The sequence below is a fragment of the Corallococcus sp. CA041A genome (assembly GCF_003612075.1).
GTDB lineage: Bacteria > Myxococcota > Myxococcia > Myxococcales > Myxococcaceae > Corallococcus > Corallococcus exiguus.
On record NZ_RAWF01000002.1, the window covers coordinates 18,706 to 39,067 of the forward strand.

The 20,362-nt window shown below is 68.2% G+C and carries 17 protein-coding genes; 16 read left to right on the forward strand and 1 reads right to left on the reverse strand.

Annotated features, from left to right (window positions below):
- Positions 1 to 194 precede the first annotated feature (194 nt).
- The 16 genes from D7V77_RS00515 (at position 195) to D7V77_RS43115 (ending at position 19,733) form a co-directional block, all read left to right on the forward strand.
- On the forward strand, positions 195 to 665 hold the full coding sequence (locus tag D7V77_RS00515) for a hypothetical protein (protein WP_120574295.1): 471 nt from the start codon (positions 195 to 197) through the stop codon (positions 663 to 665).
- Positions 655 to 2,019, forward strand: coding sequence for a type VI secretion system baseplate subunit TssK (gene tssK / locus D7V77_RS00520; protein ID WP_120574296.1), 1,365 nt, complete (start codon positions 655 to 657; stop codon positions 2,017 to 2,019). The genes D7V77_RS00515 and tssK overlap by 11 nt, the downstream gene beginning before the upstream one ends.
- A 16-nt stretch (positions 2,020 to 2,035) precedes the next feature.
- Positions 2,036 to 2,821 carry a DotU family type IV/VI secretion system protein gene (locus D7V77_RS00525; RefSeq protein WP_120574297.1) on the forward strand — a complete coding sequence of 262 codons (786 nt, stop codon included), beginning with the start codon at positions 2,036 to 2,038 and terminating at the stop codon, positions 2,819 to 2,821.
- Positions 2,818 to 6,777, forward strand: a complete 3,960-nt coding sequence (locus D7V77_RS00530; protein ID WP_120574298.1) for a type VI secretion system protein — start codon at positions 2,818 to 2,820, stop codon at positions 6,775 to 6,777. The genes D7V77_RS00525 and D7V77_RS00530 overlap by 4 nt, the downstream gene beginning before the upstream one ends.
- Positions 6,774 to 7,832: a type VI secretion system protein TssA gene (tssA, locus tag D7V77_RS00535; RefSeq protein WP_120574299.1), complete on the forward strand. Its 1,059-nt coding sequence runs from the start codon at positions 6,774 to 6,776 to the stop codon at positions 7,830 to 7,832. The genes D7V77_RS00530 and tssA overlap by 4 nt, the downstream gene beginning before the upstream one ends.
- 33 nt (positions 7,833 to 7,865) lie before the next feature.
- Positions 7,866 to 9,362, forward strand: coding sequence for a type VI secretion system contractile sheath small subunit (gene tssB / locus D7V77_RS44490; RefSeq protein WP_120574300.1), 1,497 nt, complete (start codon positions 7,866 to 7,868; stop codon positions 9,360 to 9,362).
- A 21-nt stretch (positions 9,363 to 9,383) separates the two neighbouring features.
- Complete coding sequence (tssC, locus tag D7V77_RS00545) at positions 9,384 to 10,874, forward strand: type VI secretion system contractile sheath large subunit (protein ID WP_120574301.1); 1,491 nt, start codon at positions 9,384 to 9,386, stop codon at positions 10,872 to 10,874.
- A 27-nt stretch (positions 10,875 to 10,901) separates the two neighbouring features.
- The gene (locus tag D7V77_RS00550; protein ID WP_120574302.1) at positions 10,902 to 11,408 is read left to right on the forward strand and encodes a type VI secretion system tube protein Hcp; all 507 of its coding nucleotides are present in this window, start codon (positions 10,902 to 10,904) and stop codon (positions 11,406 to 11,408) included.
- A 64-nt stretch (positions 11,409 to 11,472) separates the two neighbouring features.
- Positions 11,473 to 11,913: a type VI secretion system baseplate subunit TssE gene (gene tssE, locus D7V77_RS00555; protein WP_158624241.1), complete on the forward strand. Its 441-nt coding sequence runs from the start codon at positions 11,473 to 11,475 to the stop codon at positions 11,911 to 11,913.
- Positions 11,910 to 13,754 carry a type VI secretion system baseplate subunit TssF gene (tssF, locus tag D7V77_RS00560; RefSeq protein WP_158624243.1) on the forward strand — a complete coding sequence of 615 codons (1,845 nt, stop codon included), beginning with the start codon at positions 11,910 to 11,912 and terminating at the stop codon, positions 13,752 to 13,754. Before tssE ends, tssF begins: the two co-directional genes overlap by 4 nt.
- Positions 13,718 to 14,896: a type VI secretion system baseplate subunit TssG gene (tssG, locus tag D7V77_RS00565; RefSeq protein ID WP_120574305.1), complete on the forward strand. Its 1,179-nt coding sequence runs from the start codon at positions 13,718 to 13,720 to the stop codon at positions 14,894 to 14,896. The genes tssF and tssG overlap by 37 nt, the downstream gene beginning before the upstream one ends.
- A 7-nt stretch (positions 14,897 to 14,903) precedes the next feature.
- The gene (locus D7V77_RS00570; RefSeq protein WP_120574306.1) at positions 14,904 to 16,871 is read left to right on the forward strand and encodes a type VI secretion system Vgr family protein; all 1,968 of its coding nucleotides are present in this window, start codon (positions 14,904 to 14,906) and stop codon (positions 16,869 to 16,871) included.
- Complete coding sequence (locus D7V77_RS00575) at positions 16,868 to 17,488, forward strand: toxin-antitoxin system YwqK family antitoxin (RefSeq protein ID WP_120574307.1); 621 nt, start codon at positions 16,868 to 16,870, stop codon at positions 17,486 to 17,488. The genes D7V77_RS00570 and D7V77_RS00575 overlap by 4 nt, the downstream gene beginning before the upstream one ends.
- Positions 17,485 to 17,874, forward strand: coding sequence for a DUF4280 domain-containing protein (locus D7V77_RS00580; protein ID WP_120574308.1), 390 nt, complete (start codon positions 17,485 to 17,487; stop codon positions 17,872 to 17,874). Before D7V77_RS00575 ends, D7V77_RS00580 begins: the two co-directional genes overlap by 4 nt.
- Before the next feature lie 42 nt (positions 17,875 to 17,916).
- Positions 17,917 to 18,648, forward strand: a complete 732-nt coding sequence (locus D7V77_RS00585; protein ID WP_120574309.1) for a hypothetical protein — start codon at positions 17,917 to 17,919, stop codon at positions 18,646 to 18,648.
- Positions 18,649 to 18,833: 185 nt separating this feature from the next.
- On the forward strand, positions 18,834 to 19,733 hold the full coding sequence (locus D7V77_RS43115) for a hypothetical protein (protein ID WP_147451938.1): 900 nt from the start codon (positions 18,834 to 18,836) through the stop codon (positions 19,731 to 19,733).
- A gap of 146 nt (positions 19,734 to 19,879) precedes the next feature.
- Here the strand turns inward: D7V77_RS43115 and D7V77_RS00595 are convergent, their stop codons facing one another.
- Complete coding sequence (locus D7V77_RS00595; protein WP_120574311.1) at positions 19,880 to 20,143, reverse strand: hypothetical protein; 264 nt, start codon at positions 20,141 to 20,143, stop codon at positions 19,880 to 19,882.
- Positions 20,144 to 20,362 lie beyond the last annotated feature (219 nt).

Below are 20,362 nucleotides of genomic sequence, written 5' to 3' on the forward strand. Positions count from 1 at the left end.
TTCGCCGCTGTCTCAGTTCGAGGTCCGTCGGCAACTTCTTGCCGGCAGACCTTGCCGGGCAACCCATCCCCGGCAACTTCTTGCCGACGCGTGAGTGCCTCTCCCCTGCGGTGACGCTGGCCCGCGCCTTGCTCCTGCCAGGAAGTGTCCGGGACCGCACTCACCTCCCCGGCCCCTGAGAAAAGACAGACACCATGAACCGCCGGCTTCAGCGCCGGCCGCTGGCCATCTGCGTCCTGGCCCTCTCCCTGACGAGCTGTGTCTCGTCTGGCACCGGGCTGAAGGTCCAGATCCGCCTGCGGCCGGACGCCAATGACAACAGTCCCGTCCCGCTCTCCCTGCTCCTCGTCTACGACCCCGCCGTGCTGGAACAATTGCTCGCCGTCGGCGCGACGCAGTGGTTCGTCGGGCGCGAGCAGTTCCTGCGCGACCACGCCGCGGACGTCCACGAGGAGTTCTACGAGCTGGTCCCCGACCAGTCGCTCCCGGAGTTCCGGCGCTACGTCCCCGCCCACACCGCCGGCGGCCTCGTCTTCGTCGGCTACAGCGCGGAGGGCGAGCACCGCTACCGGTTCGACCCCAAGCGGGCCCTCCAGCTGGAAGTCCGCGCGAACCACCTCTGCCTGACCCAGCCCGAGCTCCAGGGGGACTGCCATGAGCCATGACGACACGATTCCGCCGCCCATCCACTGGTCGGACGGAATGCTGCTCATGCCGCAGCACTTCCAGCAGCAGGCCCACCATCACGAGGAATCCCTCCGCTACCACCTGCGCCTGCTCAATCCCTTCCACTGGGGCGTGCGGCGTCTGTCCTTCGATGCGCAGGCCCTCGCGGAGGGCGCCTTTCGCGTCCAGGAGCTGGAGGCCGTTTTCGAGGACGGCCTCACGGTGCGCTACCCGCCGCCCAAGACGGACGCCGGAAGGAAATCCGCGGGCCTGACGCTGGACCTCGGCGCGCTCCGGGAGCGCGCCAGCCAACAGCCCGTGACCCTCTTCCTGGCGGTCAGCGCCGACAAGCGCTCGGGGACGAGCGGCCTCTACGCCCGCTTCGAAGCCCAGCCCACCGGCCAGGTGCGCGATGAGCACACGGGCGATGGGGATGCCCACCTCACCGTGCTCCATCCCCGCCTCCTGCTCCAGGCCGGCGAGGCCACCCCGGGCTACAGCCGGCTGCCGCTGGTCGCCATCGAGTGCGTCCAGAACAAGTTCCGCGTGGTGAACGGCGACGTAGCCCCTCGCCTCTCCACGGACGCGAGCACGCTCCTTGGGATGAGGTGCGCACAGCTGGCGAAGGACCTCCACGGCCGCGCCGCCAGTTTGGACGACAGCATCCGCACCGCCAGCGCCGACACCGAGCGCGCCCTCGTCCACGAGCGCGAGCGGCTGCTCCACCACCTGGTGGCGGGACTCCCCGCCTTCGAGGTGCTGCTCGCCACCGAGCCCCATCCCTTCACGCTCTACCTCGGGCTCTGTTCGCTCGCCGGGCAGCTGGCCGCCATCGGCCACAGCCGGATTCCTCCTCGCTTCGAGCGGTACGAGCACGCGTCGCCAGGTGCCGCCTTCGACGCGGTCATCGACTTCATCCGCGTGAGCCTCGATCAGGGCGTCTCCGACCTCTTCACCGCCATCCCCCTGCGGCAATCGCAGGACCGCTTCTCCACGCAGGTGGAAGCGGACTGGTTGGACCGCGAGTGGGTGATTGGCATCCAGGGCACGCCGGGGACGACCGAGCGGCAGCTGCTGGACTGGATGCGCGGCGCGCGCATCGGCCCTGAAACCCAGCTCAAGGGCCTGCGCGAGAAGCGCAGCGTGGGCGTGCCCCGCGTGCAGGTGAACCAGTGCCGGGGATTGCTCGCGCCGCGCGGCACGCTCCTGTTCTCGCTCACCCCCGAGCCCGGCCTGCTCGAGTCCCGGCAACCGCTGGCGGTGGAGAACCCGCGCGATCCCGAGCACCCGCGTCCGCTCGCGCCTCCCGCCCAGCTCACCCTCTTCGTCGGTCCCCGCACCAAGCCCTCCTGACGTCACCGCCCAGGCCATGTCCTCCTCCCTTCCCACCGAGTACCAGCCGCACCGCGCGCCCCTGCTCGAGCAGGCCCGGGAGTTCCTCAGCGAGCTGCTGCGGCTCAAGCAGACACTCGTGGAGGCCCCGGAGCCCGACCCCGACAACGACGAGCCCGCGCCCGAGGACGACACCTTCGCGAGGCTTCGCACGGCGCTGGTGGAGAAGCTGGAGCGCCTGGGCTCCCACCGCTCCCGTGGGAAGGAGGACGCCCAGGAGATCCGACCGGAGGAGGTCCGCTACGTCCTGGCCGCCTTCACCGACGAGGTGCTGATCCAACACGCCTGGCCGGGGCGGGACGCGTGGAGCAGCGCCCTGCTGGAAGAGGAGCTCTTCGGCACCCACGTCGCGGGGGACCAGCTCTTCACCGACATCGAAGTCCTGCTCCGGGAGGCAGACGCGGCCCGGGTGGAGATGGCCGCGGTGTACCTGCTGGTGCTGTCGCTCGGCTTCCAGGGACGCTTCCGGGACAGGGACGTGAGCACCCAGCTCCGCAAGGTGCGGCGGCGGCTCTTCGCGTTCGTCTTCCGGCGGGAGCCGGGCTCGCGCGAACCCGCCCACCGGCTGCTGCCCCAGGCCTACGCGCACACGTTGGACGGCAAGCACGAGCGGCGCCTTGCGTCCCTGCGGCCCTGGGCGTGCGCGCTGGCCGCGGTCGTGGGGCTCGGCGTCGTGGCCGGGAACGTCATCGTGCGGCGCGAGACGCGCGGCCTGCGGGCCTCCCTGGACCGCATCCTCGCGCACGGCGAGGTGCCGCGATGAGCGCGCTCGAATCCTTCCTCGCGGGCTGCGTCCCGGTCGTGCTCGCCGCGCTCGGTCAGGGCGTGCGGCTCTGGATGAAGAGCCAGGCGGAGCAGGCGGCGGCGCGGCTCATGACGGCCGCCCCCACCCCGCTCCCACCGCGGACGCCCGCGCCCGTCGCCGAGCCCGCTCCGGAAGTCCCCACGACTCCCGAGGACACCGGGAAGCCGGCACCGGGCCTGCTGGAGCGGTGGTCGCGGCTCCTCGCGCCCAAGAAGGGCGGCGCCACCTACGCGGTGCCCCACTGCGTGCTGGTGGGCACGCCCGACGCGGACAGCGCCACGCTCCTCAAGAGCGTCGAACTCCCCCTGCCCTTCGGCAAGCCTGAGCGTCCCCAGGACCCCACCCGCCCCACCGCGTGGATCTTCAACGAGGGTCAGGTCATCGACCTGCCGGGGCTGACGAAGTCCGCCGAGCCGTCCTTCCGCTCCGCGCTGAAGTCGCTTCGCGGCGCCCGGCCCCTGCGCCCCATCGACGCGGCGGTGCTCGCCCTCCCGGCCGCGTTGCTGCTGGGGACGGACCGCGCCTCCCGCGAGAAGGCCCGCGCGCAGGCGGACGCGGTGGCGAAGGGCCTGCGCACGCTCCAGGACGAGCTGGGCGTCTGCTTCCCCATCTACGTGCTGTTCACGCAGGCCGAGGTCCTCCCCGGGTTCGCCAGCTTCTGCCGCGCGCTGCCCTCGGACATGTGGAACGAGATGTTCGGCTGGTCCAACCCGCATCCGTTCGAAGCGGCGTGGCGCGCCGAATGGATCCCCGAGGCCTTCGAGCGCCTCCACGGGACGCTCACCCGCGTGCAGCTCGAGCTGCTCGCCAGCGAGGAAGGACAGAACGCGCAGGAGCGCGACGCGGCCTTCACCTTCCCCTCCGCGCTGCGGGGGCTGACCGAGCCGGCGCGCGCCCTGCTGGATCCCATCTTCCGGGCCAGCGTCCACCACGAGGCCCTGCCGTTGCGCGGCGTGTACTTCAACGGGGACCTCAGCGCGAACGAGCGGCTCACGGAGCGAACCCTCGGAGCGCCCGCGCCCGGGCCGCACCCCATCTTCCTCACGCATCTGCTCGACCAGAAGGTCTTCCCTGAAAGCAGCCTGGCCCGTCCGTCCGCTTCGGAGAAGCGCCGCAACCAGCGGGCGCTGATGGCGCTGCGGTGGTCGCTGGCCGTGAGCGTGGTGCTGATGCCCGTCGGCCTGTGGACGCTCGAACAGCGCCTGCGCGGTGACACGCGGCCCGTGGCCGAGGGCATGGCCGGTCTGGCCCGCCTGAGCACGGAGCGAGCCCAGGGAGCGCCGGACGCGGAGGCTGAACGCCGCCGCGCGGCGACGGTCCTCCAGGAGCTGGCGAAGCTGCCCGGCACGCCCGCGTCGACCCTGGCCGGACAGCTCCAGGACGCGCTCCGCGTCAGCTTCGAGGACCTGGTGCTGCCCACCCTCCACCGGGAGCTCGGAACAAGGCTCCGGCAGATCCTCGATGGTGAGGTCCAGCACCCCGCGCTTCCTGACGGCCTGCTCGCTCCCGAGGAGACCCCCGAGTTCCAGGCGCTGCGCTCGCTGGATCAGGAGCTGGCCACCTTCACCGCGCAGGTGGATGCGTTCAATGCCCTGCAAGGCCAGTCCGGGCGCAAGCGGCTGGAGGCGGTGGACGGGCTCGCGCGGTACCTGCTGCATGCCGACCCTGGCACCGCGCTCCTCCAGAACGGCGCGCGCTACGAAGAAGCGCTCGCGCAGGCCTCCGCGCCCCGCTTCGAGGCGTCGTTGCAAGAGGCGGCGCCCCGCCGGGCCACCGCGCTCGCCGGAAAGCTCTCGCGCCGCCTGTTCGTGGAGAACCCGCTGGAGGCGCGGCTGGCGGCGTGCGTCGCCCTGGCCACCCGACTGGAGGGACGTGGCGGCGAAGGGCCGTCCGTGGCGCGGACGGCCCGTGAGCTCGCGCAGGCATTGGAGCGTCTGAGGACGGAGCTGGCCCGGCCCGGGGCCGTCTGGCTTGGCCCGCTTGGCCTGGGGAAGTCCCTCACCGGGCTGCTGGACTCCGTGCGCAAGTCGCGCGCGCTGGGTGAACCGGCGGCGGCGGACATGGAGCGCCAGTGGACAGGAGAGCTGGACGCGCTGAAGGAGCGGCTGTGCGCGCTCTCCACGCGGGCCACGGGGCCCCTGCTGGCGCGGGACGACCAGGGCTGCAAGCTGGAGCTGTCCGCGGGCGCGCTCGCCCTGGAGAAGGCGCTGAAGGAGCTGCTCGCCCAGGGCTTCATGGCCGAACCCGACGCGCCCCCGCCCGCTTCGTCCAAGGGACCCGTCCGCGTCTTCTGGTCCGAGCCCGCGCTGGACGAAGCCCTCCGCCTCACGAAGCTCTACGAAGGCTTCCTCACCGAGGGGCTGGCGGCGTTCCCCGGCGAGCTGCACGAGGTGGTGGCGGAGGTGGCCCGCCAGCAGTTGGAGCGCCGGCTGAGCGTCCAACTGCTCCGCGCCCGGAAGCTGGAGGCGATGCCCGCCGGCGAGGCCGCCACCCACGCGCCCCAGGCCGAGTCCCAGCTCGCCGCCGAGCTGGCCAATCTCAAGCAGGTGGATGGCAAGTTGCGGCAACTGCGCGACCTCGGAGACCAGCTCCTCCTGATCAGCACACGTCAGGAGTTGGGAGAGCTGCTGGCATCCCAGGCAGGAAGCCTGCTGGAGCGCGTGGACGCCCTCTTCGAGCGGGACACGCTCTACGCGCCGGATCCGCGCTTCTCGCGGTGGCAGGGCAAGTCCCCGGCGGCGCTGGAGGCCTTCGGGGTGTCGGACGCCGTGGCCCTGGGGCAGTACCTCAAGACGCAGCGCACCCGCGCCGCCACGCTGGCCCGGGACTACGCCACCCTGCCCGTGTCGCTCCTGTGGGAGGTGTCCGCCACCAGCGAGCGTCCGCCGCTGCTCCTCAAGTGGCGCCGCATCGGGGACGAGCTGCGCGACTGGGAACAGCAGGTGCCCGGCAACTCCGTCCAGGCGCTGGAGTCGTTCGTCCAGCAGGGCCTGATGGACGTCACCCGCGAGCACTGCCTCCAGGGCCTCCCGCCCGCCGGAGACGCAGGCAAGGACTTCTTCCTCGCCCGCCGCGCCAGCCTGCAAGGCCTGGTGGCTCGCCGCTGCGACCAGCTCGTCAGTGATCAACTGGGAGAGTCCTACGCCCGGCTCGCGCGCCGCTTCAACACCACCCTGGCCGGCCGCTTCCCGTTCACCACCGACATGGTGGAGGCCCCGGACGCGGCCCTCCCGGAGGTCCGCGCCTTCTTCCTCGCACTGGACGAGGTGCTGCCCCTGGTGGACGCCCCGGAGCGCCGGTCGCTGCCGGCCGAGGCCCTTGCCTTTATCGAGCAGGTCCGCGCCACCCGCGCCTTCCTCGCGCCGTTGCTCCTCGACGAGGACGAGGGGCTGGCCGGCTACGGCCTCAAGCTGGAGCCCCGGGTCAACGCGGGCGAGGAGCGGCTCGCCAACCAGATCATCACCTGGAGCCTGGTGACGGGCGGACGACGGCTGGCCGCGGGCAAGCCGGGCGCGTGGCATCCGGGCGAGCCCCTCCAGGTGGCGCTGCGCTGGGCGAAGGACGCCCCTTCCGCGCCCCTTGCTCGCGGAGAGGCCTGCGGCGGCCCGCGAGCCCCGGACGCGACCGCGCGCTTCGAGTACGGCGGCACCTGGGCGCTGCTGCGCCTCCTGCGTGCCCAGCAGGGCCGGCCCGTGGACTTCGGCGGCGGCGCGGATCCGCGGCCGCACACCCTGCGCTTCGCCATCCGTGTCGAGGAGAAGCGGAGCCGCCTCTGCGAGCAGGCGGTGGCCTTCCTCCGCGTTCCCCTCACCGGCCTGGAGGGCAAGACCCGCTTCACCTCGCCCCGTCTCTGGCCCACGCGCGCGCCGTCGGGTGCACCCGCCACCTCACTGACCCGGAACTCCACGCCATGAGCGCCCCCCTGCTCGACCTCGAGAAGCTGCTCGCGCCCGTCTCCGAAGACGCTCCAGCGGGCCCCCACCTGCGTCACGATCTGACGTACGACGCCATCCGTGAGGCCCGGCGCGAAGACGATCCCGCGCTGCTGAAGGACATCGGGCGGGACCAGTTCAAGCACGCCCACTGGCGGCAGGTGGCCCAGCTCTGCCAGGAGGCGCTGCCGCGATCCAAGGACCTGCAGCTCGCGGCCTGGCTCACCGAAGCGCTGCTCGAACTGCATGGCCTCCAGGGACTCGCGGAGGGACTGCGCCTGCTGGCCGCGCTGGCTGACAGGTATTGGGACACCGCCTGGCCCGCGCTGGAGGGCGGCGATGTCAGCCCTCGCGTCTCGGTGCTCGAATGGCTCGACCGGAACGCGACCCCGAGGCTCAAGCGCATCCCGCTCTCCCAGCCCACGGGAGGCAGCGGCACGGCCTGCTGCTACGCGGACTGGGAGCGCATCCTCCACCGCGAGAAGCATGAAGCGCGGTCGCGCGACGACGAGCCGGCGCGGGACGGCTCCCAGCCCCTGGACGCCCAGGGCTTCCTGAGCGCCCTGCGGTCCACGCCCGCGGCCTTCTACCCTCCCCTGGGCCAGGCCCTGCGCGAAGTGAACGACGCGGCGCTGGAGGTGGAGAGCGTCTTCTCACCGCACCTGGACGAGGAGCGCCCCCTGCTCGGCCAGCTCCGGCGCGCGCTGGAGGACCTGCGGACGGTGCTGGCGCCGGTCAGTGACCTGATGGAGCCCCCGGCCCGGAGCGACCCTGCGTCCCCGCCGGATCCATCCGCGCCCATCCCGCCCGTGGCCCCCCGGAGCTCCATCCAGAGCCGGACTGAAGCCTATCAATGGCTGACAGAGGCCTCCGACTACCTGCTCCGCACGGAGCCCCACAGCCCCACGCCCTATCTGGTGAAGCGGGCCGTGCAGTGGGGAGCGATGCCGCTCGGGAGACTCCTTGAGGAGCTGGTCCCAGGCACGGACGACCTCAAATCCATCTTCGCGTTGCTCGCCATCCGGGACGCGAAGTGAAGCGCGCAACCCACGAACAGGAGAAGCAAGACCATGAGCAGTGAAAGCAAGCAGCACTGGCTGGACCGGAACAGGCCGCCGCGGGTGCAGATCACCTACGACGTGGAGACGCTCGGCTCCGCCAAGAAGATGGAGCTCCCGTTGGTGGTGGGCATCCTCGCGGACCTGCTGGGCAATACCGATCCGGGCGACCTGCTCAAGCAGCGCAAGTTCGTCCAGATCGACCGCGACACCTTCGACGAGTTCATGGGCAAGCTCGCGCCCACGCTCAAGCTTGGCGGGAAGGCGGGGCCGGCCGGGCTCACCTTCAAGAAGATGGAGGACTTCGAGCCGCTCCAGATCGTGAAGCAGGCCCCCCAGATGAACAAGCTGCTGCGCGAGCGCCAGCGTCTGGTGGACGTGGTGGCGAAGCTGAGCGGCAATGACAACCTGAACGCCGATTTCAAGAAGGTGTTCGATGCCAAGGCCACGGCCAAGGCCAAGGCGGATCAAGTCGATCGGCGCCGCGAGCCCTTCACCAAGGCTGTCAACGCCGCCAGGACGCTCAGCACGCAGGCCCAGGCGTTCCTGGACCGCGTGGGGGCCGTGGTCGGCGTCATCCAGGCGGCCAAGGCGGTCCACCGGATGGAGGGAGCCTGCGACCACCTGAAGCAGTTGCTTCCGGGAGCGGACCCCGCGGCGCTCAAACAACCCGGTGTCGCCTCCAGGCTCCGCGAGAAGATCGACGAGCTCCTGGCAAACGGCGAGGGCAAGGCGCTGATCGGCCAGCTCGACACGCTGAGCGGCGCGGTCAAGGCCGCCGACGCCGACGCCGTCGCGAAGGCCCTGGCCGCGCTCAAGGCGGGCCCGGCGAACGACCTCCAGTCAGTCATCGGGCTGGAGGCCCTGGCCAGTGACCAGGCCAAGGCGGCTGAACTCACCAAGGCGGTGGAGGCGCTCCGCCACATCGCCGAGGGTAAAAGCGGGATTGGCGTCCCCCTGCGGGACCTGGAGAGGGCGCTGGGCGCCGACAAGGACGAGCAGACCAGCGACGGAGAGAGGCTCACCACTGCCAAAAAGGTGCTCCTCCAGAAGCTGCCGCAGGCCAACGCCGGCGCCATCACCACCGCGGCGGAGGCCTACGCCACGACACCGAGCGTTCCGGCCGCGCTCGATACGGCGCTCCAGGCCGCCTTCCCCGCCTCGCTCCCGGCGGAGCTGGAGCTCTCGCAGGCCGGGGTCCTCATCAAGAAGCACCAGCAGGCCATCACGTCCGCCGCCGACGCCCGGGTCATCCAGGCCCGCCGGTTCATGGACCCCAAGACCGGGGAGAAGGCCATCGCGGCCCGTCGCGACGCCCGCCAGGCCCTGGAGACCGTGAAGAAGATCGAAGCCCGCATCAATGACATCCACACGGTCCTGCAGGCCCCCGTCGCCGTCGGAAACCTCGACACGCTCCACGCGAGCCTGGAGGAGCTCCACGGTGCCGCCGAGGCCGCCAGTGCGGAAACCCAGCAGCAGCTCGATGCGTTCAACGCCACCCACCCGTAATCCCAGCCCAGGAACCCAGCCATGTCCACGGAAGCAACCGCAATCGACGCGAAGTTGGTGAACAGCCTCGTCAGGCAGATCAAGGGTGACCTGAAGGACGAGCAGCTGCCGGACGAAGCGCAGGCGCTGACCGCGATCCTCGTCGACCTCATCGAGACCGAGGAGGTCGTCGTCGGTCCCAACACGGTGACGATGCTCCAGGTCCAGATCGCCCACGTCGACGAGGAACTCTCCAGGCTCCTCAACGACATCCTCCACGACGAAAGCTTCCAGAAGCTGGAGGCCACCTGGCGCGGCCTGCACTCCCTGGTCAAGAACACGGAGACCGGCACCGGCCTCAAGCTGCGCGTGATGCACGCCACGAAGGAGGAGCTGCGGGTGGACCTGGAGAGCGCCATCGACTTCGACCAGAGCGCGCTCTTCAAGAAGGTCTACGAGGAGGAGTACGGCACCTTCGGCGGGCATCCGTTCAGCCTGCTCATCGGCGACTACGAGTTCACCCACTTGCCGCAGGACGTGGCGCTGCTGACGAACCTCTCCAACGTGGCCGCCGCCGCCCACGCGCCCTTCATCGCCGCCGCGAGTCCCAAATTGTTCGGCCTCAAGGACGACGACTTCACCGGGCTCGACGTGCCGCGCGACCTGGCCATGCGCTTCGAGGCGTCGGACATGATCAAGTGGCGCAGCTTCCGGGAGACGGAGGACTCGCGCTACGCCACCCTGGTGCTGCCGCGCGTGCTGATGCGGCTGCCCTACGGCAAGGCCACGGTCCCCGTGGATGGCTTCATCTTCGAGGAGGACCTCAGCGTCGAAGGCAAGGGCGGCGAGGGCGCCAAGGCCCACGGCAAGTACCTGTGGGGCAACGCCGCCTGGAAGCTGGGCGAGCGCATCACCCACGCCTTCTCGCTGTACGGCTGGTGCGCGGCCATCCGCGGCTTCGAGGGCGGAGGCACCGTCTCCGACCTGCCCCTGCACACCTTCACCACGGACAGCGGGGAGGACGTCGTGAAGATCCCCACGGAGCTGGCCATCACCGACCGCCGGGAGAAGGAGCTCAACGACCTGGGCTTCCTCGCGCTCGTCTACCGCAAGGGGGACGACAAGGCCGTCTTCTTCGGCTCGCAGAGCACCAACAAGCCCACGAAATACTCCAGCCTGGACGCCACCGCCAACGCGCAGGTGTCGTCGATGATGCCCTACCTGCTCGCGGCCTCGCGCTTCGCCCACTACATCAAGGCGATGATGCGCGACAAGGTCGGCAGCTTCATGACGCGCGGGAACGTCGCCTCGTTCCTCAACAACTGGATCAGCGACTACGTCCAGCTCAACGACGAGGCCTCCCAGGACATCAAGGCCCGGCAGCCGCTGCGTGAGGCCCGGATCGACGTCACCGAGGTGCCCGGCAAGGTGGGCTCCTACAAGGCCATCGTCTACCTCAAGCCCCATTTCCAGCTCAACGAGCTGAACGCCTCCATCCGGCTCGTCGCCAGCCTGCCGCCGCCCGCGGCCTGAACCCTTTCACGCCTCGAATAACCCACCATGCAAAACATCTACATCAGCTTCCCTGACGTCAAGACGCTCGCCGGCCAGTCCACCACCACGGAGGGCAAGGATCAGATCGAGCTGCTCTCCTTCAGCCATGGCGTGTCCATGCCGCTCTCCGCGGGCTCCGCCTCCAACACCAGCCGCAGGCACGGCCGGTGTTCCCACCAGGACTTCACCATCACCAAGTACGTCGACAAGACGTCACCGTCGCTCAATCACTACTGCAGCGGTGGCAACAACCTGAAGAAGGCCGTCATCACCATCTACCAGGCGAGCGAAGAGGACTCCAAGAGCGCGCCGGTGGCCTTCTTCACCTACGAACTGGACAACGTGATCATCGGCTCGGTGTCGGTGGGCGCGGGTGGTGGGGACCTGCCCATCGAAACCCTCTCGCTCAACTACACGGCGATCAAGTGGGCCTACAAGCAGCAGAAGCAGGACAGCCCGGGCACCGCCAGCGGTGATGTCTCGGCGTCCTGGGACCTGGAGAAGAACGCGTAGGTCCCCACGACAGGGGCACCGGAGCCACGAGATGAAACAGCGCAATGACAATCATGTGGCCCCGATGCCCCTGTTCGATCGGCTCATTGACGATGAGCCGCGGCGGCGGAGAGCCCACCTGCCGAAGACCCTGAGCGAGGAGCAGCTGCGGGAGTCGGTGCACCGGGAGCTGACCCGGCTGCTCAACACCCGGAGCCGCCTCACGCTCCAGCAGGCGGAGACACTCGCGCCGGACGCGTGGACCGTCCTCGACTACGGCCTGCCCGACATGGCGACGCTCCGCTCCGCGTCGTCCACGGACCGCGCCCGGCTGGCCCAGGTGCTGGCACACACCATCACCGCCTTCGAGCCCCGGCTGGGCGAGGTGCGGGTCGCGGTGGAGCCGCACGCCACCCGGGAGGACGTGCTGCGCGTGCTCGTGTCCGGCCTGCTGTGGATGGAGAAGCGGGCCGAGCCCCTCACCTTCGCCCTGGAACTGCGCAACCGCGCGGGAGGTCCCACGTGAAACCCAGAGATGCCCTGCTGCGGGTGTATCAACAGGAGCTGGCTCAACTTCGGGAGTCGACCGGGCGCTTCGCCATGAAGCACCCCAAGGTCTCCCAGCGGCTGGGCCTGGTGGACAAGGCCTGGGACGATCCGCACACCGCGCTCTTGATGGAGTCCTTCGCGTTCCTCACCGCGCGGGTGCAGCACGGCTTCCAGCAACAGCTCCCGGAGATCAGCACCGCCCTGCTGGGCCTCATCGCCCCCCATCTGGTGGAGCCGATGCCCTCCATGGCCATCGCCCGCCTGGTGCCGGAGCCTGGCGCCGTTCCTCCCGGCGGCCTGACGCTCCCTCAGGACACCCCGCTGTTCACGAAGGAGACACCGGGCAAGGCCAGCTGCTGGTTCCGGACCCGCTACCCCACCACGCTGTGGCCCGTGGAGGTGAAGGAGGTCCGCCTCCGCTCCATCCAGGACTTCAAGCCCCTCTCGACGGACCGGGGCCCCGCCCAGGCGGTCCTGTCCATCCGGCTGGAATCACAGCGCCGTCCCTTCGCCAGCCTGGAGATGGACACACTCCGGCTGTTCCTCGGCGGAGGCGCGATGGAGGCCTGCTGGCTCTACGAGCTGCTCGCGCACCACGCGCTCGGGCTGGCCGTCCTCTCCGGCGAGCGGGATTCACAGAGGCGTGAGGAGCTGCGGCTGCTGCCAGGACAGCCCATCCGGCCGGTGGGGTTCGCCGCGGACGAAGCGATGCTCCCGGGCCACCGGCACGGGCGGACCGGCCACCGGCTCCTGCAGGAGTACTGCGTCTTCCCGGAGAAGTTCCTGTTCTTCGACCTGGAGCCCGGCAGACAGAACGTCCAGGCGGCGAAGGGCAACCTCCTGGAGCTGGCCATCCCGCTGGACGTCAAACCCGACGACCGGCCCGGCTTCTCGGACCGAAGCCTGCTCACGGGCTGCACCCCCGTCGTCAACCTCTTCCCCCGGGTCAGCGAGCCCATCCGGGTGGATCACCGGCGCACCGAGTACCGGCTGGTTCCTGACGCTCAGTGGGAGTCCACCACGGAGGTGCACTCCATCCAGGATGTGCGCGCCTCCACGAACGAAAAGGACTCGACGGGTGTGGTCTCGCCCATGTTTGCCTTCAACCACGCCGTCGGGCAGCGCAAGCCCCGGACGTTCTGGAGCGCGCGCCGCGAGCCCGCCCGTGGCGAGCAGGCGCTGGGGACGGACCTGTACCTGTCCTTCCTGGACCTGGACTTCAACCCCAGCGTCCCGGACGAGCGGACGCTCTACGCGCGCATTCTCTGCACCAACCGGCACCTCGCCTCGCGGCTGCCTTCCGGCGCCCAGCTGCAGTGGGCGGGGGGCCTCCCGCTCCAGGAGGTGCGCCTCTTGAAAGCGCCGACGCCGCAGCGGGATCCACCGCTGGGAGGGAGCACCCTCTGGCAGTTCGTCTCGCAGGTCTCCTTCGGCAACCACTCGATCACCGCGCTCCCCAATGGCGTGGAGGTGCTGCGGGAGATGATCCGGCGCCACGGGTACGAGGGCGACGAGGCACTGGAGGACCAGCTCCAGGGGCTGCTCATGCTGGGGAGCCGCGAGTTCGTGCACCCGATGACCGCGGACGGCTGGCGCGGCTTCTGCCGGGGCCTGGAGCTGGTGCTCACCGTGGATGAGTCGCGGTTCGTGGGCGGCAGCGCGCTGCTGCTGAGCGCGGTGCTCAACCATTTCTTCGGGCTCAACGCGCCGGTGAACACCCTGGTCCGGCTGACGCTCGAGGCGCACAACCCGCTCACCGGAAAGACGGAGAGGAGGAAGCAATGGCCACCCATGTCCGGCGAGATGCACGTTCTGTGAACCAGCGGCTGCGGGAGGAAGCGCACCGCTTCGACTTCTACCAGGCCGTGCGCCTGCTGAAGATAGACCTGCGAAGGGAGCAGGACCGGCGAAGGAAGAAGGCCCTGCGACACAAGGACCGCTTCGACTTCTCCCAGGCCGTGCGCCGGCTGAGGATTGACCTGCCAAGGAAGGCGGACTGGCGAAGGAAGGGTGCCCCGCGACACAAGGACCGCGTCCAGGCCGTGCGCCTGCTGAAGATGAACCTGCGAACGAAGGCGGACCCGCTCGAGAAGGTCCGCTTCCGCTCCTCGACGTCCATGGCCTTCCCCGCCACGGACGTGGACTCGCTCCGCCGGGACAAGGACGGGACGCTGGAGCTGTGGGTGAACTTCCTCGGGATGGCCGGAGCGCACGGCCCCCTGCCGGATCCGTTCACCGAGCTGCTCCACGACCGGCTCCGTGACGGGGACTCCGCGCTGCGGGACTTCCTGGACATCTTCAATCACCGCCTCGTGTCCCTGATGTACGAGGCGCGCGCCCGGCGCCGGGTGGGCATGGGGGTGAGCCATCCCCGGCACCACCCCTTCGCGCGGTACCTGAGCGCGGTCCTGGGCACGCTGGACTGGCCGGAGCGGCTCCAGCTGGGACTGATTCCCCACACCCGGGTCCTCACGTCGGGTGCGCACGACTCCATGTCGGCCCTGGAGCAACTGTTGGCGGAGCGACTGGGGACCCGAGTGGAGGGCCAGCCGCTCGTGGGCGACTGGCTTCCGCTCGCGCCCGAACAGCAGACACGCATCGGCACGGGCAGCCTGGCGCTCGGCCGGGGCGCGGTGCTCGGCACGCGCGCGTGGGATCCGCAAGCGCGCTTCACGCTGCGGATCGGCCCGCTGCCGTGGCGCGAGTTCGTCCAGCTCCTCCCGGGTCACACCGCCTTCGGCACGGCCGTCACGTACACCCGACTGGTGGCGCCGCCCCACCTCTCCTTCGACTTCGTGCTGCTGCTGGATGCGAAGGATGCCCCCGCGCTGAGGCTGCGCAGCCGCAGGAAGCTGAATCGCGGACCGAGGCTGGGACGCACCTCCTGGCTGAGTCCCATCACGCCGTCGGCCGAGCCTCTCGAAGTGCGCCTCTCCAGCCGTCACATCCGAAGCGCCTGAGCCGCCCATGGACACCCAGGACTCCATCTACCTGAGCATCGAGACGCCCCTGGGCAAGGACGTGCTGCTGGCGCGCTCCTTCCATGGCGAGGAGCGCCTCTGCGCGCCCTTCCGCTTCGACCTGGAGCTGCACTCGCGCCACGGCGACCTGGACTTCACGCAGGTGGTGGGCCAGGGCGCCACGGTGACGCTGGAGCTGCCGGACGGGACGCCGCGGTACATCCACGGTCTCGTCACGCGCTTCATCCAGGCCGGCACGCGCAAGGACTTCACCACCTACTTCGCGGAGCTGCGGCCCTGGCTGTGGCTGCTCACCCTCACGCGCGACAGCCGCATCCACCAGAACCTGAGCGTACCGGAGATCGTCGAGGCGACCTTCAAGCGCCACAACCTGGGCGACTTCCGCAAGGACTTGAAGGGCACGTATGCCCCGCGCGACTACTGCGTGCAGTACCAGGAGAGCGACTTCGACTTCGTCTCAAGGCTCCTGGAGGACGAGGGCATCTTCTATTTCTTCGAGCACGCGCAGGGAAAGCACACCCTGGTGCTCGCGGACGACGCCTCCGCGCACACGGCCTGCGCGGGACTGGAGCAGGTGCGGGTGGCCGGACAGGACACGACGCTCCGGCCCGAGGACACCCTCACCGAGTGCACGCTGGAGCAGCAGCTCGTCCCCACCGCGCACGCGATGGGCGACTTCGACTTCGAGGTCCCCACCGCCCCCCTGAGCGCGGAGGTGCCCGCGGGCGCCAGTCCCTCGCTGCGGCGCTACGAGTACCCCGGCGGCTTCCTGAAGCAGGCGGACGGAGAGGCGCGGGTGAAGCTGCGCAAGCAGGCCGCCGAGGCGCCAGCGAAGACGCTGTGCGGACGGGGACGGGTCCGGGCCTTCACCTCGGGGGGCAGGTTCACGCTCGCGGAGCACGACCGGGCCAGCATCAACGGGGACTACGTGCTGCGCCAGGTGGTCCACGCAGCGACGGACGAGGCGTACAGCAACAGCTTCGAGGCCTTCCCGGCGGATGTCCCCTTCCGGCCCGCGCCGCGGACACCCCGCCCGGTGATGGTGGGCGCGCAGACCGCCCTCGTCGTGGGCAAGAGCGGCGAGGAGATCTGGACCGACAAGTACGGGCGCGTGAAGGTGCAGTTCCACTGGGATCAGCAGGGCCAGAGCGACGAGAACAGCTCGTGCTGGATCCGCGTGGCGCAGGGTTGGGCGGGCAAGTCGTTCGGCAGCATGTTCCTGCCCCGCGTGGGCCAGGAGGTGCTGATTACCTTCCTCGAAGGGGACCCGGACCGGCCGCTCGTCACGGGCGCCATCTACAACGCGCAACAGACCGTCCCCTACGCGCTCCCGGAGAACCAGACGCGAAGCACGCTCAAGACGCAGTCCTCCAAGGAGGGCGACGGCTTCAATGAGCTGCGCTTCGAGGACAAGAAGGACGAGGAGGAGGTCTTCCTCCAGGCCCAGAAGGACCTCAACGTCACGGTCAAGAACGCCCGCACCACGACCATCGAGGAAGCGGACGACACGTTGACGGTGAAGAAGGGCAACCGCGTCATCACCGTGGAGACCGGGGATGAGACCCACGACGTCAAAGGCAAGCGGACGCTGACCATCACCGGTGATGAGTCGCACACCAGCAAGGCGAAGTTCACCCACGACGTGGACGGTGACTACGTCCTCACGGTGAAAGGAGACCTGACGCTCGACGTGACGGGCGCTGTGACAATCAAGGCCGGCAAGTCGCTGACGCTCAAGGCGGAGCAGGAGCTGACGGTCACCGCCGGCACGAGCCTCACCCAGAAGTCGGGAACGGACTTCACCAACAAGGCCGGAACGAACCTGACGAACAAGGCCAGCCAGAACCTGGTCAACGACGCGGGCATGGAGCTGACCAACAAGGCCAGCATTGCCCAGACCGTGGATGGCGGCGCGACGCTCACCGTGAAGGGCGGCCTGGTGAAGATCAATTGAGCCCGCCCGACGACAAGACCGCCACGGTGACCGAGCGCGACGAGCAGGGCCGCAAGCGCAAGCAATACACGCTCGACGCCGAAGGCAAGCCACACGGCGTGCTGAAGCTGTACGAGGAAGGCACGCTGGCCCAGCAGTTCACCTTCAACCATGGAGTGCTGCACGGCGAGGCGTCTGTCCAGGAGCACGGACAGCCAAGACTCAACCAGACGTTTTCCCGGGGCTTGCTGCACGGCCCCTTCACCGCGTTCCACGCCGAGACGGGGCAGCCCTCCCTGAAGGCCCATTACCGGGAAGGAAAGCTGGACGGCGACCACGAGAGCTTCAGCCCGCTAGGAGCGCTGCTCCGCAAGGCGCGTTACGCGAAGGGCCAGCTCACGGACGAGGCCGTTGAGTTCTACGGCAACGGCCAGGTCCGCACCCGGACGCACTACGTGAGCGGCAAGCCCCACGGCGAGGCCCTGGAGTTCTATCCCGACGGGCAGCTCGCGAAGCGAACGGTCTTCGAGCACGGAACGTCCATTGAGGAACCGGTGGAGTTCGCGCCAGCGGATTCCCGCCCGTGGCTCATCAAGGTCGTCATGGGACTGACCCAACTGAAAGGAAAACCGGCATGAGTTTACAGACCTGCATGGGAGCCACGATGCAGTGCAGCTTCGGGGTGGCGCCAAGCACGCTGGCGGTGCTGCCCACGAACAAGGTGCTCGTCGGAGGTCAGCCGGCGGCGACGATCATGGATCACGCGCCGTTCGTGAACATCCCCCCGTTCGGGATGTGCAACTCGGTGAGCAACCCCACCGTGGCCGCCGCGACGGCCGCCGCCCTGGGCGTACTGACACCCATGCCCTGCGTGCCGGTGACGCCCGCTCCCTGGCTGACGGGAGCGCCCACGGTGCTGATCGGGAACACGCCCGCGCTGAACAACACCTCGAAGCTGATGTGCACCTGGGGAGGCGTGATCCAGACGCTCTCCCCCGGCCAGGCCACGACCCAGGTGCCGTGAGCCAACACCTTTCCCGCAACACCCACCCAGAAGGAGCAGTGCATGCCCACGCCGCAGCCGAATGTCGTCGTTTCTCCCAAGCTTCCCCAGGACCTGAACCAGCAGGCCAAGGACATGGAAGACACTTTCAAGAAGCAGCAGAACGATTTCGAGAAGAACCAGCTCGCCTTGGAGACCGCGCAGGCCGAGTGGCAGATCGCCCAGATCGAGGGGGAGTTCGCGAGCGCCGAGTTGGACAGGGAGCGGGCCATTGAAAAGGCCCGCGCCCCGGTCGTCGTGGCGGAGAAGGCCCGCGACGACGAACAGAAGAACTTCCGGGCAATGAAGGGCGAGCCAGGAAAGAGCGCCCGCCTTGAGGCCGAGCGCGACAGCAAGAAGGAGGAGTTCGACCGGCAGAAGCGAGCGGCGGACGAGGCTGGCACCGAGCAGAAGAAGGCGGATGATGCCGCCAAGGTGGCGAAGGACCGGAAGGATGCCGCGGACAAGGCTGCCGCCGAGGCGCAGAAGGCGCTGGACAAGGCCGAGGCCGACCTGAAGACCGCGAAGGAGGATGAGCCCAAGCTCACCCCAGACGAGCGCTCCAAGGCCCAGGAGGCGCGGCGCGCGTTGGCGGAGGCCGAGTCCGAGCTCAAGAAGGCCCAGGCCCGCTCCAAGGCCGAGGAACTCGAGGCAGAGACGGAGTTCACGAAGGTCGCCAGCGATGCCCGCAAGCGCCAGTTCACCATCATGAAGGCGCTCTCGAGCAAGCCAGGCGCCGTCCCTGCCGGAGGCTAGGAGCGCAAGGCATAACGGACACAAAGCCAGAGTCATACCCAGGAGCGCGAGGGATCCTTCCGTCCCTCGCGCTCACCGAGGCCTGCTTTTAGCAATTACTCTCGGCGCCTTCCCCCTGAGGAACTGCGCCTACCGTCCAACGGCAATCAACAATTACCGATCAACTTCCGAAAGACCCCAGCCCAATGTCCAACTACTACAACGACGCGACCGCAGCCCTGGCAAGAATGAAAGCAGTCGCAGATGAAATCAGCACAATGATCAAAGCAATCGAGCCCCCCATACAGGCAACAATCGCTTCCAATCTGATGGCGTCCCAGAAAGGCACGACGAACTGGATCCAGTGGACCAGCTTGATTTCTTTTCGAGCAAAACACGAAGAATGGGGCCGAAAGATCCACGGCATCATCATGGGTTACTCACGTGAAATGGAGAGCGCATACAAACACATAAACAAAGCCCGCCCAATCGAATTCACCCACGCAGACGTCACAGTGGGAACCAACGAACCATTCGCCAAAGCGATCCAATTCAAGCACACAGTAAGCACCGAAAACTCAGCTGTCGACGACATGATCGCCAAGGCCGCGAATCAACTCACTGGCGAATCAGGAGAAAAGCCTCTCGCCACGCAACGAAAAATCATCGACGTAATGATCAATGACAATCGGAACTGGTGGCCATTCACCGACAAAGAACTCGCAACCATCGACCCTGAATTCAAAATAGAAGAAGGCTTCATACAATTCGAAAAACTAAAGGTACGATGCGCCGAAAGAATTCGCACACAGCTCAGCAGATACAGAAAGAATAATTCAGGCATCAACAGAGCAACGGCGAACAGTCTTTACAACCATCCCCCTTCAACTCCTCCGCTAGACATGAAAAGGTCAGCGCACGGTCAGAAAACCACCATGCTGAACAATCCACTCAATCAAAAACTTGAGCTACTCACCATCAAGATGGTCTATGGCCACCCGCGAAAATTTCGTAACGGGACCGGGGTTATTGCCATTAGCAAAATTGTCTTCGTCGCGCATCTGGAGAACGGAAAGCTTGCAGTAAAGTATCTTCAGCACTCGTGAAACATGGACCGCCAGGATGGCGCCAGCCGAAGCTCTCCGGGAAGCCCTCACGCGCCGTCCCTGTCCCGCCAGAAACGAAAAAGCCGGCGGCACCGTGGCCACCGGCCTTGCTCTTCATGGCTCTGACGTCAGACCGAAGCCGGATCTCAGAGCAGGCACTTCAGGGTCGAGGGATCGCACTCGTAACCCTGGTTGCAGTACTTCAACTCGCAACACGGCTGCTTCCAGGCGCCGCAGCCCGGCTTGTTCTGGGCGGAGACGTCGTCCGAGACCGCATCCGTCGTAGGAGCCTGGACATCGGCCGAAACGCCTTCCGTCGGGTCAACGTCCGCCGTCTCCGTTCCACCACAGGCCAGCGCAAGGGACAGCCCCATCACAACGAAAGCACTCTTCACGACACGCGTCAGCATCGGGAGCTCCTCTCGGGTGAGTACCGCGCCTGTCTAAATATCGGAAATCGGCAAGTCCTTGCAATTCAGCAAGGCAAAAACCAATCACCTGAAACATCACGTCGCATTGGGATTGAAGCCCGGGTGTAGAGCTTCACGGCGCGCTCATTATCAAACCTGGGTTCAAAGCCCGTTCACGCCTGCCTCCTGGCGGCCGGTGGAAGCTGGGCGTACCCATCC